The 13,440-nt window shown below is 73.6% G+C and carries 13 protein-coding genes; 8 read left to right on the top strand and 5 right to left on the bottom strand.

The annotated features are described in order from the left end of the window. Positions 1-54: 54 nt before the first annotated feature. Positions 55-909, bottom strand: a complete 855-nt coding sequence (locus ACPXCS_RS27220) for a DUF3558 domain-containing protein (protein ID WP_425950153.1) — start codon at positions 907-909, stop codon at positions 55-57. 171 nt (positions 910-1,080) lie between these two features. Between ACPXCS_RS27220 and ACPXCS_RS27215 the strand changes: the two genes are divergently transcribed. Continuing rightward, entirely contained in the window at positions 1,081-2,274 is a 1,194-nt protein-coding gene (locus tag ACPXCS_RS27215; protein WP_425950151.1) for an RtcB family protein, read from the top strand. Positions 2,275-2,288: 14 nt separating this feature from the next. Here ACPXCS_RS27215 and ACPXCS_RS27210 read toward each other — a convergent pair whose 3' ends face one another. Further along, a complete protein-coding gene (locus tag ACPXCS_RS27210; RefSeq protein ID WP_425950149.1) occupies positions 2,289-3,065 on the bottom strand; it encodes an SDR family NAD(P)-dependent oxidoreductase in 777 nt (258 codons plus the stop codon). Between the two features lie 118 nt (positions 3,066-3,183). Between ACPXCS_RS27210 and ACPXCS_RS27205 the strand changes: the two genes are divergently transcribed. Continuing rightward, positions 3,184-3,618, top strand: coding sequence for an ester cyclase (locus ACPXCS_RS27205; protein WP_425950147.1), 435 nt, complete (start codon positions 3,184-3,186; stop codon positions 3,616-3,618). A 21-nt stretch (positions 3,619-3,639) separates the two neighbouring features. Here the strand turns inward: ACPXCS_RS27205 and ACPXCS_RS27200 are convergent, their stop codons facing one another. Together ACPXCS_RS27200 and ACPXCS_RS27195 are read right to left on the bottom strand one after the other, a co-directional pair. Beyond that, positions 3,640-3,975, bottom strand: a complete 336-nt coding sequence (locus ACPXCS_RS27200) for a YnfA family protein (RefSeq protein WP_425950145.1) — start codon at positions 3,973-3,975, stop codon at positions 3,640-3,642. A 95-nt stretch (positions 3,976-4,070) separates the two neighbouring features. Beyond that, positions 4,071-4,889: an AraC family transcriptional regulator gene (locus ACPXCS_RS27195; protein ID WP_425950143.1), complete on the bottom strand. Its 819-nt coding sequence runs from the start codon at positions 4,887-4,889 to the stop codon at positions 4,071-4,073. A 62-nt stretch (positions 4,890-4,951) separates the two neighbouring features. Here ACPXCS_RS27195 and ACPXCS_RS27190 point away from each other — a divergent pair, with 62 nt between their 5' ends. The 5 genes from ACPXCS_RS27190 to ACPXCS_RS27170 all read left to right on the top strand — a co-directional run bounded on the left by ACPXCS_RS27190 (position 4,952) and on the right by ACPXCS_RS27170 (position 10,965). Beyond that, positions 4,952-5,584, top strand: coding sequence for a TIGR03086 family metal-binding protein (locus ACPXCS_RS27190; RefSeq protein ID WP_425950141.1), 633 nt, complete (start codon positions 4,952-4,954; stop codon positions 5,582-5,584). A gap of 22 nt (positions 5,585-5,606) precedes the next feature. After that, on the top strand, positions 5,607-6,683 hold the full coding sequence (locus ACPXCS_RS27185) for an LLM class flavin-dependent oxidoreductase (RefSeq protein ID WP_425950140.1): 1,077 nt from the start codon (positions 5,607-5,609) through the stop codon (positions 6,681-6,683). A gap of 117 nt (positions 6,684-6,800) precedes the next feature. After that, positions 6,801-7,613, top strand: a complete 813-nt coding sequence (locus ACPXCS_RS27180; RefSeq protein ID WP_425950138.1) for a response regulator transcription factor — start codon at positions 6,801-6,803, stop codon at positions 7,611-7,613. Beyond that, entirely contained in the window at positions 7,613-9,037 is a 1,425-nt protein-coding gene (locus ACPXCS_RS27175) for an ATP-binding protein (RefSeq protein ID WP_425950136.1), read from the top strand. Before ACPXCS_RS27180 ends, ACPXCS_RS27175 begins: the two co-directional genes overlap by 1 nt. Before the next feature lie 662 nt (positions 9,038-9,699). Further along, positions 9,700-10,965, top strand: coding sequence for an ArgE/DapE family deacylase (locus ACPXCS_RS27170; RefSeq protein ID WP_425950135.1), 1,266 nt, complete (start codon positions 9,700-9,702; stop codon positions 10,963-10,965). Positions 10,966-10,988: 23 nt separating this feature from the next. On the opposite strand, the gene ACPXCS_RS27165 is transcribed toward ACPXCS_RS27170, so the two are convergent. After that, positions 10,989-11,789 (bottom strand): GNAT family N-acetyltransferase, encoded by an 801-nt coding sequence (locus ACPXCS_RS27165; protein ID WP_425950134.1) that lies wholly within the window; start codon positions 11,787-11,789, stop codon positions 10,989-10,991. 238 nt (positions 11,790-12,027) lie between these two features. On the opposite strand from ACPXCS_RS27165, the gene ACPXCS_RS27160 reads away from it, so the two are divergent. Beyond that, the gene (locus ACPXCS_RS27160) at positions 12,028-13,440 is read left to right on the top strand and encodes a condensation domain-containing protein (RefSeq protein WP_425950133.1); all 1,413 of its coding nucleotides are present in this window, start codon (positions 12,028-12,030) and stop codon (positions 13,438-13,440) included.

Genomic DNA, 13,440 nt, shown 5'->3' with positions numbered 1-13,440 from the left:
GTGTTCTTCCTTCGGACGCTTTGCGGGCACCGGTGAAGGGGCCGCGAAGGGGCCTCAGTCGCTCAGCGAATCCGCCAGCCGGGCAGCCAGTTTCTGCGCCCTGTCCTGCATTTCCTTGCTGTCCGGGACGACGCCCACGGTCGCCGGCTGCTCCATGTACTCGATGGTCACGATGACGTTGGACGTGCGGAACGCCACAGTCACCGTGCGCTGCTTGGCGGTCGAACCGGAGCTGCTGAGCTGGTCGTCGAGGAACGCCTCGTCGCCGAGGTCCTCCAGGACGCGCGGCTGGAGCTCGGTCGGGGCCGCCGAGGCCGAAGCCGAGGGCGAGGAGGTGCCCGAGGGGGAGGAGCCCGGTGTGGAGGAGGCGGAGCCGGACGGGGAGGGCGAGCCGCTCGGGGCCTCGGAGGAACCGCCCGCCAGGGGGCTGCCCGCGGACGCCGACGACGTGACGGTCGGCTCGGGCAGGTGGGCCCCCGCCTCCTGCTCCGCGAACAGCTGCTCGGCCTGGCTGTCGTCGCTGACGGCGTTGTCGTAGGAGACGACCCGCTCGAAGTCGACGAGCAGGTGGTCGGTCGCCTCCGGGGAGTCCACCTTCCAGCGGCAGCCGGCCTTGCGGTCGGTGTCGAACGTGGTCGTCGGCTCGCCCTGGTAGGCCCGCTCGCGCTGCTCGCCGTCGGCGATCTGCCGGATGCCCGGCAGGAGTTCGTCGAGGGTGCTCTCGCCGACCGCCGTGCAGGGCTCGGGCAGCGTGCGGTAGCGGCCGGGCTCGGCGGCGGCCGAGGCCGTGCCGGCATCGCCCGGGTTGGAGTCGTCCGTGGTGCCGCCGTCGCCCGAACCGCCGGTGCAGCCGGCCAGCAGCGCCGCGAGGAGCGCGGCGATACCGGACGCGTACGCCTTCCGTTGCACGTGGTGGCTCCTTACGACGCGGAAATCGGCTTGCCGCCGTGGTGCGGCCGATGAACACAATGTGTATCGCACGCACTGCCGTGGACGCCGGTCCGGAATCCCTTTCGTCGACCTTGGCGCCGGTATTTGCTCTTGAGGACTTCTGTTCGTTTACGGGGGATTGAGGACGCTATGTCGTATGTAGAGATGCCTGGTGCGAAGGTGCCGATCCGGATGTGGGCCGACCCGGCCACGGTGGAGAGCTCGGCGCTCCAGCAGCTCCGGAACGTCGCCACGCTGCCGTGGATCAAGGGCCTGGCCGTCATGCCCGACGTGCACTACGGCAAGGGCGCGACGGTCGGTTCGGTCATCGCCATGAAGGACGCGGTGTGCCCGGCGGCGGTCGGCGTCGACATCGGCTGCGGGATGTCGGCCGTGAGGACGTCCCTGACGGCGAACGACCTGCCCGGTGACCTGTCCCGGCTGCGGTCGAGGATCGAGCAGGCCATCCCGGTGGGCCGCGGCATGCACGACGACCCGGTCGACCCCGGCCGGCTGCACGGCTTCGGCACGGCGGGGTGGGACGACTTCTGGGGGCGGTTCGACGGGGTGGCGGAGGCGGTCAGGTTCCGTTCCGAGCGGGCCGGGAAGCAGATGGGGACGCTGGGCGGAGGCAACCACTTCGTTGAAGTTTGTACGGATACGACCGGTGCCGTCTGGCTGATGCTCCACTCCGGTTCCCGCAACATCGGCAAGGAACTGGCCGAGCACCACATCGGGGTGGCCCAGAAGCTCCCGCACAACCAGGGTCTGGTCGACCGGGACCTGGCCGTCTTCGTCGCGGACACCCCGCAGATGGCGGCCTACCGCAACGATTTGTTCTGGGCCCAGGAGTACGCGAAGTACAACCGCTCGATCATGATGGCGCTCCTGAAGGACGTCGTCCGCAAGGAGTTCAAGAAGGCCAGGCCGACCTTCGAGCCGGAGATCTCCTGCCACCACAACTACGTGGCGGAGGAGCGGTACGAGGGCATGGACCTGCTCGTGACCCGCAAGGGCGCGATCCGGGCGGGCTCCGGCGAGTACGGGATCATCCCCGGCTCCATGGGCACGGGTTCGTACATCGTGAAGGGCCTCGGCAACGACAAGTCCTTCAACTCCGCGTCGCACGGCGCGGGCCGGCGCATGAGCCGCACCGCGGCCAAGCGCCGGTTCTCGACGAAGGACCTGGAGGAGCAGACGCGGGGCGTGGAGTGCCGCAAGGACTCCGGTGTCGTCGACGAGATCCCGGGCGCCTACAAGCCGATCGAGCAGGTCATCGACCAGCAGCGCGATCTGGTGCAGGTCGTGGCGCAGATCAAGCAGGTCGTCTGCGTCAAGGGCTGACCGGCCGGCCCGCCCTACGCCTCCCGGTGCACCTTCGTGTTCGACGCCTGGGCGCGGGGGCGGACCACCAGGAGGTCGATGTTGACGTGGGCGGGGCGGGTGACCGCCCAGGTGATCGTGTCGGCCACGTCGTCGGCGGTGAGGGGTTCGGCCACGCCCGCGTAGACCTTCGCCGCCTTCTCCTCGTCGCCGCCGAAGCGGGTCAGGGCGAACTCCTCGGTCCTGACCATGCCGGGGGCGACCTCGATCACGCGGACCGGCTGTCCGACGATCTCCAGGCGGAGGGTCTCGGCCAGGACGTGGGCGCCGTGCTTGGCGGCGACGTAGCCGGCGCCGCCCTCGTAGGTGGCGTGGCCGGCGGTGGAGGAGACGACCACGACCGTGCCGTCGCCGCTCGCGACCAGCTTGGGCAGCAGGGCCTGGGTGAGGTTGAGCGTGCCGATGACGTTGGTCTCGTACATCGCCCGCCAGTCGGCCGGGTCGCCGGTCGCGACCGGGTCGGCGCCGAGCGCGCCGCCCGCGTTGTTCACCAGCACGCCGATCGTCCGGAAGGCCGTGGCGAACTCGTCGACCGCCGCGCGGTCGGTGACGTCCAGCGGGTAGGCCGTGGCCTGGTGGCCCGCCGCGTTGATCTCCTCGGCCAGTGCCTCGATGCGGTCCTTGCGGCGCGCGGTGAGGACCACGCGGTAGCCCGCGGCGGCGAGTTGCCGGGCCGTGGCGGCGCCGATCCCGCTGCTCGCACCGGTGACGACGGCGATGCGGGAGGCTGCGGACGGGGCGGCGGTGGCCATGGGAGCTCCTCGGGTGGGTGGACCGGCCGGGCTCTGCGCCGGGCTCCCGGCCAGGATAGAAGGGGCCGACGGTGGGAGAATGGGGGCGGGTGATCCCCTGTTTCTGTGGAGGTGGGTCATGGGTGAGGCTCGTGAGGTCATGGACCGGCTCACGGACGCGGTCACCACGCACACCGATCTGAAGGTCGTCGCCGATCTGTACGCCGAGGACGCGGTCGCCTTCACCCCCGACGAGGGCGAGTTGCGCGGGCGCGACGCGATCGTCGCGTACTGGCGGACGATGACGGAGGCGGTTCCCGACGCGACGTTCCGGACGCTGCACTCCTACGAGGCCGGTGACACGGCCATCGACGAGGGGATCTACAGCGGGCGGAACACGGGGCCACTGGAGCTGCCCAACGGGGAGACGCTGCCCGCGACGCAGAAGGAGGTGCGGATCCGCGGGGTGGACATCGCCACCGTGAAGGACGGGCGGATCGTGGACTACCGGCTGTACTTCGACGAGATGGACTTCCTGGGGCAGCTGGGTCTGCTGCCGGACGAGCCGTTCTGACACGCCGGGCCCGGACCGCCGTCAGTTCCCGCGCGGGGCGTACATGATCACTGCCATGCCCGCGAGGCAGATCAGCGCGCCCGCGATGTCCCAGCGGTCCGGGCGGTAGCCGTCCGCGACGACGCCCCACAGGATCGAACCGGCGACGAAGATCCCGCCGTACGCGGCGAGGACCCGGCCGAAGTGGGCGTCGGGCTGGAACGTCGCGACGAATCCGTAGGCGCCGAGCGCGAGGACGCCGCCGGCCGCCCAGAGCCAGCCCTTGTGCTCGCGCACGCCCTGCCAGACGAGCCAGGCCCCGCCGATCTCCAGCAGCGCGGCGAGGACGAAGAGGGCGGCGGAGCGCAGCACGGACATGCCGGCCAGCTTCGCATGCCCGGGTGGTGGGGCCGGGGGTCAGGTTCCGGCGGCCTCTTCGGGGCGCGCGCCGCCGGGGCGGCCGGGCTCCGGTGTCAGGCCCGGGCCTCCGCCGCGTAGGCCGTGGGGGGCACGCCCACCGTCGCGGTGAAGTCCCGCACCAGGTGGGCCTGGTCGGCGTAGCCGAGGTCGGCGGCGAGGGCGGCCCAGTCGACGTCGCTGCGGGTGCCGGCCGCCTCCAGGGCCTCGTGGATGCGGTAGCGGAGGATGATCCACTTGGGGCTGACGCCGACCTGGGTGGCGAAGAGCCGTTGCAGGGCCCGCACCGACAGGCCCCGGGCGCGGGCGAAGTCGCCGACGCGGCGCACGCCGCGGTCGGCGCGGATGCGCCGGACGAGGTCGATCGCGAGGTCGGCCTGCGGGTCCGGGGCGCAGGGCAGGGAGAGCAGGAAGGCGTCCAGGGCGGCCACCCGGGCGGGGTCGCCGGCGCCGGTGACGATCGTGCGGACGGTGTCGTCGGTGATCTGCGGGAACACCTCCTGGGCGGGCAGCGCGCGGCCCGTCCAGCGGGACGCCGGTGCCTGGGGCGTGTAGGGCCGGAAGCCGCCGGGGCGGAACCGCACCCCGCAGACCCGGCCGCGGCCGGTCAGTTTCCTGGTGTACAGGCCGAGGGCGACGCCGGTGACCTCGGCGTAGGGCGGCCCCTCGTCCTCGTCCCACTGGAAGGTGAGGTTCACGGCCGGGTGCGGGACGATGTGGGACGCGTAGGGCGCGGGCAGGTCCCAGTCGATCAGCCAGTACCACTCGACGTACCGGCGCAGCGGCTCGGCGGGCTCGTGGCGGCGGAAGCGCACGCGGTTCAGCAGCCCGGACGGGTCGACGATCCCGCGGGTGTCGTGGCGGGGTGCCTCCATGGGCGGATCGTACGTCGCGTTTGTTCAAGAAGGGCAGCCCCGGGTTTTCCTACGGTCGGGGCATGGAGACGAAAGACATGCGGACGTACGGCATCGGTGAGCTGCTGGAGCTGGCCCGGGAGCGGGCGGTTCCGGTGGTGCGGGGCATCGCGGACGGGGCGCTCGCCGCTCCCACGCCCTGCGCGGAGTACGACGTGAAGGCCCTGGTCAACCATCTGTTCCAGGTGATCGTGCAGTTCCAGCGGCTGGCCGTGAAGGAGCCGGCGGAGTTCGGCGAGCCGGTCGACGTGGTCACCGGGAGTCCCGAGTGGCGTGAGCGGCTGGCGCGGGAGGCGGAGCGGCTGGTGGCGGCCTGGTCCGCGCCCGGTGCCGAGGAGGGCACGACCGGTGCGATGGGCATGCCGGCGCGGCTGGTCGGCTCGATGGCGCTGCTGGATCTGACGGTGCACGTGTGGGACCTGGCGCGGGCGACGGGCCAGGACGACCCGGGTGCCGACGAGGCGGTCGTGGCGGAGCTGGCGGGCGCGGTGGACGAGCTGGCGCCGACGGCCCGGCGGATGGGCGTCTTCGGGGAGCCGGTGCCGGAGGCCGAGGGCGCGTCGGCGTTCGAGCGGCTGCTGGCGCGGACCGGCCGGAACCCGTCCTGGGCACGATCCGGGGCGCACCGGCGCTCTCCAGGTATGGTTGAACGGTAAACAACCTGGAGGGTGAGCGACCATGCAGTTCGGGATCTTCAGCGTCGGCGACGTCACGCCGGACCCCACCACCGGCCGGACGCCGACCGAGCGTGAGCGGATCAAGGCCATGGTCGCCATCGCCCTGAAGGCCGAGGAGGTGGGCCTGGACGTCTTCGCGACCGGCGAGCACCACAACCCGCCGTTCGTGCCCTCGTCCCCGACGACGATGCTCGGCTACGTCGCGGCGCGCACGGAGCGGCTGGTCCTGTCCACGGCCACCACCCTCATCACCACGAACGACCCGGTGAAGATCGCCGAGGACTTCGCGATGCTCCAGCACCTGGCCGACGGGCGCGTCGACCTGATGACGGGGCGCGGCAACACCGGCCCGGTCTACCCGTGGTTCGGCCAGGACATCCGCCAGGGCATCAACCTCGCCATCGAGAACTACGCCCTGCTGCGCCGGCTGTGGCGGGAGGACGTCGTCGACTGGGAGGGCACGTTCCGTACGCCCTTGCAGGGCTTCACCGCCACGCCCCGCCCGCTGGACGGCGTGCCCCCGTTCGTCTGGCACGGCTCGATCCGCTCACCCGAGATCGCCGAGCAGGCCGCGTACTACGGCGACGGCTTCTTCCACAACAACATCTTCTGGCCGGCCGACCACACCAGGCGCATGGTCGAGCTGTACCGGGAGCGGTACGCGCACCACGGGCACGGCACTCCCGAGCAGGCGATCGTCGGGCTCGGCGGGCACGTGTTCATGCGCAGGAACAGCCAGGACGCCGTGCGCGAGTTCCGGCCCTACTTCGACGTCGCCCCGGTGTACGGGCACGGCCCGTCGCTGGAGGACTTCATGGACCAGACGCCGCTGACCGTCGGCTCCCCGCAGCAGGTCATCGAGAAGACCCTGGCCTTCCGTGAGTACGCCGGCGACTACCAGCGGCAGCTGTTCCTGATCGACCACGCCGGGCTGCCGCTGAAGACCGTGCTGGAGCAGATCGACCTGCTCGGCGAGGAGGTCGTGCCCGTGCTGCGCAAGGAGTTCGCCGTGGGCCGCCCGGCGGACGTGCCGGACGCTCCCACGCACGCCTCCCGGCTCGCCGCGGCCCGGCGGTGAGCGGGCGGCGGGCACCCCGCCCGCGGCGGCGCGGGCCCTGGTGAGAGAGGGGTAAGAAGGACCCTCCGGCGCAGCTCGTCCGGCCCCTGGGTCCCGGTGGCGGGGCACACTGGATCCGTGCCCCACACCGTGCTGCTCGCCGAAGACGACCGCGCCATCCGCAACGCCCTGGAGCGCGCCCTGACCCTGGAGGGCTACCGGGTCATGGCGGTCGCCGACGGTGTCGAGGCGCTGGCGCAGGCCCACCGCAACCGCCCGGACGTCCTCGTCCTGGACGTGATGATGCCGGGCATCGACGGCCTGCAGGTGTGCCGGGTGCTGCGCGCCGAGGGCGACCGCACGCCGATCCTGATGCTGACGGCGCTCGTGGAGACCGCCGACCGGATCGCCGGCCTGGACGCGGGCGCCGACGACTACGTGGTGAAGCCGTTCGACGTGGAGGAGGTCTTCGCCCGGCTCCGCGCACTGCTGCGCCGCACCAGCCCGGTCGACAGCACCCCGGTGGGCACCGGCCCGGTCGACAGCACCCACGTCGGCACCGGGCCGGTCGACAGCAGCCCGGTCGGCTCCGGCCCGGTCGGCGTCCCGGGCCCGGCCGCACCCGCCGGGCCGCCCCGTCCGCTGCCAGAGCGGTTCGTCGAGGCCGCCGGCATCCGCATGGACCCGCAGGCCCGCCGCGCCTGGCGGGGCCCGCGCGAGCTGGAGCTGACCCGCACCGAGTTCGAACTGCTGGAGCTACTGGTCCGCAACGCGGGCATCGTCCTGGACCACTCCACGATCTACGACCGCATCTGGGGCTACGACTTCGGCCCCGGCTCCAAGAACCTCGCCGTCTACGTCGGCTACCTGCGCCGCAAGCTCGACGCGCCGGACGCGCCGCAGCTCATCCACACGGTGCGCGGCGTGGGTTACGTGCTGCGGGAGGACTGATGGGCCGCCTGCGCCGGGCGGCGGCGGTACGGCGGACGAAGCTGGTCTCGCTGCGCACCACGTTCGCGATGTCGTTCGCCGCCGTGACGGCGGCCGTGACGATCCTGGTCGGCATCCTGTCGTACAACGCGGCGGCGCGGCTGGTGCGGGTGGACCAGCAGACCGTGTTCGACGAGGTCGTGCAGGACCTACGGGACGAGGTCAGCGAGAACCGGATGACGCCCGGGGACTTCTCCTCCGCCGCGCCCGGGCACGACCTGGTGCGGCCCGCCCGCACGGACGTGCAGGTGCTCGGCCCGGACGGGCGGGTCGTCGACCGGGGCAGTCCGGGGCTGCCGGTCGTCGCCGACGACGTGCGGATCGCCGCCGCGGCCGACTCCGGCCGGGTGGTGCAGCACAAGGACGTCGACGTCGGCGACGACGTCTACCGCGTCGCGACCGTCTCCCTCGGCGGCGGCCGGGGCGCGGTGCAGGTCGCGCAGGAGTTCAGCGACGTCGAGGACCTGCTGCGGGCGCTCCAGCAGCGCACGCTGGTGCTGATGGCCGCCGTGGTGCTGGGCGCCGGGCTGTTCGGCTGGTGGCTGGCCCGGCGGATCACCCGCCGGCTGGTGGTGCTCACCGACGCCGCCGAGGACGTCGCCCGCACCCGCCGCCTCGGCATCCAGGTGCCCGTGGCCGGGCACGACGAGGTGGGGCGGCTGGGCCGGGCCTTCGACCGCATGCTGGGCCGGCTCGCCCAGTCCGAGGAGGACCAGCGCCGCCTGGTCCAGGACGCCGGTCACGAGCTGCGGACGCCGCTGACCTCGCTGCGCACGAACATCTCCCTGCTGCGCCGCATCGACGAACTGCCGCCGGCGACCCGCGAGGAACTGGTCGCCGACCTGGGGCAGGAGGCCCGGGAGCTGACCGACCTGGTCAACGAGCTCGTCGACCTCGCGGCCGGGCAGTCCGACACCGAGCCGCCGCAGCGGGTGAACCTCGCCGACCTCGCGGAGGAGGTGGCGGCCAACGCCCGGCGCCGCAGCGGCCGGCGGATCGTGCTGCGCACCGGCGGCGACACCACCACCGACGGGCGGCCCGGCATGCTGACCCGGGCGCTGTCCAACCTCGTCGAGAACGCGGTGAAGTTCGACCAGGGCGGCACCGCCCCCATCGAGATCGTCGTCGCCGGTCCCGCCCGGCCCGGCACGATCCGCGTCGAGGTCCTCGACCGCGGCCCCGGCATAGCGCACCGGGACCTGGACCGCGTCTTCGACCGCTTCTACCGTGCCGCCGACGCGCGTTCCCTGCCCGGGTCCGGGCTGGGCCTGTCCATCGTGCGGGAGGTGGCGCTCGCGCACGGGGGCGCGCCGTTCGCGCTGTGCCGGGAGGGGGGCGGGGCCGTGATCGGGTTCACGGTGGGCGGCGGGATCGCGGACGGCTGACGCCCGCCACTCCCGGGTCCGGCACCGCCCGCCCCTTCCCGGCACCGCGCGGCCGTTTCCCGCACGGCCGTTCCCGGCACCGCGCGGCCGTTTCCGGCCTGCCGGTTCCCGGCATCGCGCGGCCGTTTCCGGCACGCCGGTTCTCGGCATCGCGCGGCCGTTTCCCGCACGGCCGGTTCCCGGCACTGCACGGCCGTTCCCGGCACGCCGTTCCCGGCACCGCGCGGCCGTTCCCGGCCCGCCGGTTCCCGGCACGGCACGGCTGGGCTCGGCCTCGCGCGGCCGTTCTCGGCCTGCTGGTTCCCGGCCTCGCGCGGCCGTTCTCGGCCTGCTGGTTCCCGGCCTCGCGCGGCCGTTTCCCGGCCTGCCGGTTCCCGGCACCGCCCGCCCGTCCCCGGCCTGCCGGTTCCCGGCACCGCGCGGCCGCTCCCGGCCTGCCGGTTCCCGGCACCGCGCGGCCGATCCCGGCATTCCCCTTCCCGGCACTGCACGGCCGTTCCCCGCACGGCCGTTCCCGGCACTGCACGGCCGTTCCCGGCACGCACGGCCGCTCCCGGCACGCCGGTTCCCGGTACGGGCGTTCACGGACGGTCCCGCGTGAGCAGATATCCGGAGGCGGGGCCGCGAACGGCGCGCCCCGGGGCGAGGGGAGGACCGGCAGCGTGCTGAGTGACGAGGAGGCCGCCGCCCTGGCGGAGATCGACGAGGCGGCCCTGGCGCGGACCCTGCAGGAGCTCATAGCCGTGCCCAGCGTGACCGGCAGCGCCGCCGAGTCGGAGCTGCAGCACCAGCTGGCGGGCCGGCTGGAGTGGCTGGGCCTGGAGACCGACCTGTGGTCCATGGACCTGCCCGCCCTGCGGGCCGACCCGGACTTCCCGGGCACGGAGGCACCCCGCGACGAGGCGTGGGGCCTGGTCGGCACCACACCCGACGGCGGCGACGGGCCCACCCTGATCCTCCAGGGCCATGTCGACGTCGTACCGCCCGGCGACCCCACCGCCTGGGACGGCGACCCGTTCGTGCCCCGGGTGACCGGGGACGTCGTGCACGGGCGCGGCGCCTGCGACATGAAGGCCGGCATCGCCGCGCACCTCGCCGCGCTGGCCGCGATCCGCGCGGCCGGGATCCGGCTGCGCGGCCGGGTCGCCGCGCACTTCGTCGTCGGCGAGGAGGACGGCGGCATCGGCGCCTTCGGCACCCTGCGGCGCGGCCACCGCGGCGACGCCTGTGTCATCGCCGAGCCCACCGCGGGCACGCTGATCACCGCCAACGCGGGCGCCCTGACGTTCCGCATCGCCGTGCCCGGCCGGGCCGCCCACGCCAGTTCCCGGGAGCAGGGCGTGAGCGCGGTCGACGCGTACCTGCCGCTGCACCGGGCCCTGGCCCGTCTGGAGACCGCGCGCAACGCCGACCCCGACCCGCTGCTGGCGGAGTACCCCATCCCCTACGCCCTGTCCGTCGGCACGGTGCGCTCCGGCGACTGGGCGAGCAGCGTCCCCGACCTGCTGGTCGCCGAGGGCAGGCTCGGCGTACGCCTCGACGAGGACCCGGCCGACGCCCGGCGCGCCCTGGAGGAGTGCGTGGCCGAGGTCTGCGCCGCCGACCCCTGGCTGCGCGCCCACCCGCCGACCGTGACCTGGCCCGGGGGACAGTTCGCCCCCGGCCGTCTGCCCGAGGGCCACCGGCTGCCCGCCGTCCTGCGCGACGCCTGGTCCGACACGGCCGGCGGCCCCGCCCTGCGCGAGCGCGGCGCGACGTACGGCAGTGACCTGCGCCTGTACACCGCCGCCGGCATCCCCACGCTGCAGTTCGGGCCCGGGGACATCCAGGTGGCGCACAGCGCGGGGGAGCGGGTGTCGGTCCGCGAGACGGTGGCGGTGGCCCGGGCGCTGGTGGTGGGGGTGCTGCGGACGGTGGGGACGAAGTGAGGGACACGGCCCGGGCCGGCCCGCTACCCCTTGAGCCCGTAGAAGCGGATGGGCGAGTTCGGCTCGAAGCCGATCCTCGGGTACACGGGTGCGCCCGCCGCCGTCGCGTGCAGGGTCGCGCGGGTCAGGCCGGTGGCCCTGGCGCCCTCGTGGAGGGCCTTGCGGGTCACCGCCTCACCGTAGCCCCGGCGTTCGCAGTCCGGGTCGGTGGCGACCAGGACCACGAAGAGGCGTCCGTCGGCCTCCACCGTGGCGGCGCAGGTGACGGGGACGCCGTCGCGCAGGCCCAGGTAGGCGTGGACGTCGCTCTTCCACAGCGTGGAGCCGGCCAGCCCGTCGCGGCCGTCCGCCAGGTCGAAGCCGTACGCCCGTGAGTTGAGGTCGGCGTAGGCCCGCAGCAGCTCGTCGTCGGTGACGCGTGTGAACGTCAGCTCGTCATGGGCCGGTTCGGGCAGGGACGGCAGGTCGGCCGCCATGCCGGTGCCGGGGAAGGCGTAGGCGAGCCCCGCCGCGTCGGCGGCCTCGTCGAGCCCGGCGCGGGCCTGCTCGTCGAGGAGGTCCTCGAAGACCCACAGGAACCCGGGCCGCCGCTTGGCGCGCATCACCTCCGCCGCCTCGCCGAGCCGCTGCTTCACCAGTGCGGCGTCCGCGCCGACGTCGGTCAGCGTGAGGCAGTTCCAGAACGCGAACCGGCAGTCCGCCCAGCGCACCGCGATCCCCGGGAGGTCGCGGACGTCGGACCCGGGGTCACGGTCGAGCACCATGGTCCGCCAGACCAGGGCGAGTTGTTCCATCGATTCGACCGAGTCCGCGTGACGGTGCATGGAACCCCCGAGGTCGTCGAAAGCGCGCGTCGCACGGACAGTACACGCCGTTCACCGCCGCGCGGGCCGCGCGGGGACGCGTACCGGCCAGGGCGTCAACCCGGGGCGGCGGCGCGGCCTCGGATCGCCGTTCGAGATGCCATCCGTTCCCCTGAAATACGGCCGCAGGCCGTGTGTCCGGCAGCCGCCTCGTCATTGTGTTGGTCGGGTCTGTCCCAACTGCGAACGGAGACGCCCTGTGCGAATGTCTGACATCCAGCGCTGTGAGGTCCGGCCTGGACGGCTCGTCGAATGGACGCTGAGCCCGGCGACCGTCGCGACGGCGAAGGCGCTGCCCGAGGACTCCCGGCCGCCCGCCTACATCCAGGAGTCGCACCTCAGGACGGCGCGTTCGGTGCGTGAGGACGGCCTGTTCGTGCCGACCTGGATCGGCGCGGCCTTCGACCTGCCCGGCCGGGCCGACCTCGACGCGCTGGGCGCGGCGCTGCGCGGCTGGACGCTCCGGCACGAGACGCTGCGCAGCGGCTTCCGCTGGGCGGGCGGGCCCGGCGACTCGATCCGCCGCTTCACGCTCGACGCGGACTCGGTGTCCCTGCACCGCGAGGACGTCGGCGACTTCACCGACCCCGCCGCCCTGGCCCAGCACCTCCAGGACCGCTTCGACACCACGGCGGACGCCCTGCGCTGGCCCAACCTCATCTACACGGCCGTCGTCCGCGACGACAGCACCAGCGTGTACATGGCCTTCGACCACAGCAACGTCGACGCGTTCTCGATCTACCGCATGCCGGCCGAGATCCGCGAGCTGTACGCCGCCCACCGCACCGGCCGCACCCCCCAGCAGGCACCGGTCAGCAGCTACGTCGACTTCTGCGAGGCCGAGCGGGCGGACGCGGACCGGCTGGACGCCGACCACGAGATCGTCGCCCGCTGGCGGGAGTTCATCCAGCGCTGCGACGGCCGGCTGCCGGGCTTCCCCGTCGACCTCGGCCTGGAGCCCGGCGGGACGCTGCCCACCCAGAAGCTGATGCGCGAGATGCTCGTGGACGCGGACGCCGCCGCCGCGTTCGAGGCGTACTGCCGTCCCTGCGGCGGCACCCTGGTCGGCCTGCTGGCGGCGACCGCCCTGATCGTCCACGAGATCGGCGGCGAGCCCGTCTACCGCACGGTGGTGCCCTTCCACACCCGGGCCAGGTCGGCGTACTCGGACTCGGTGGGCTGGTACGTGGGCGGCGCGCCGATCGAGGTGCCCGTGGCCCGCACCCCCGACTTCCCCGCCGCGCTGACGACGGTGCGCAACGCGCTGCACGCCGCCCGGCCGCTGGCCCGTATGCCGCTCGCCCGGGTGCTGCGGCTGCTCGGCGCGGACTTCCGGCCGACCTCCCCCGACATGTACTCGATCGTGTCGTACACCGACACCCGGGCCATCCCCGACTCCACGACCTGGACCGAGCGCAACGCCTACGGCCTGATCCGGGTGTCCTACGGCGACCAGGTCTGCGCCTGGGTCACCCGGCTGCACGAGGGGCTGTGGTTCGCGGCCCGCCTCCCGGACACCGACGTCGCGCACAAGAACCTGCGGCTGTACGCCGACCGGCTGCGCGACATCATCCTGTCGGTCGCGGACCGCGCCCCCCACACCAGGCGGTGA

This window comes from Streptomyces sp. DT190 (assembly GCF_049846985.1).
In the GTDB taxonomy this organism is placed as follows: Bacteria; Actinomycetota; Actinomycetes; order Streptomycetales; family Streptomycetaceae; genus Streptomyces.
The sequence above is the reverse complement of the archived record's forward strand: the minus strand, read 5'-3'. Positions and strand labels throughout refer to the sequence as shown.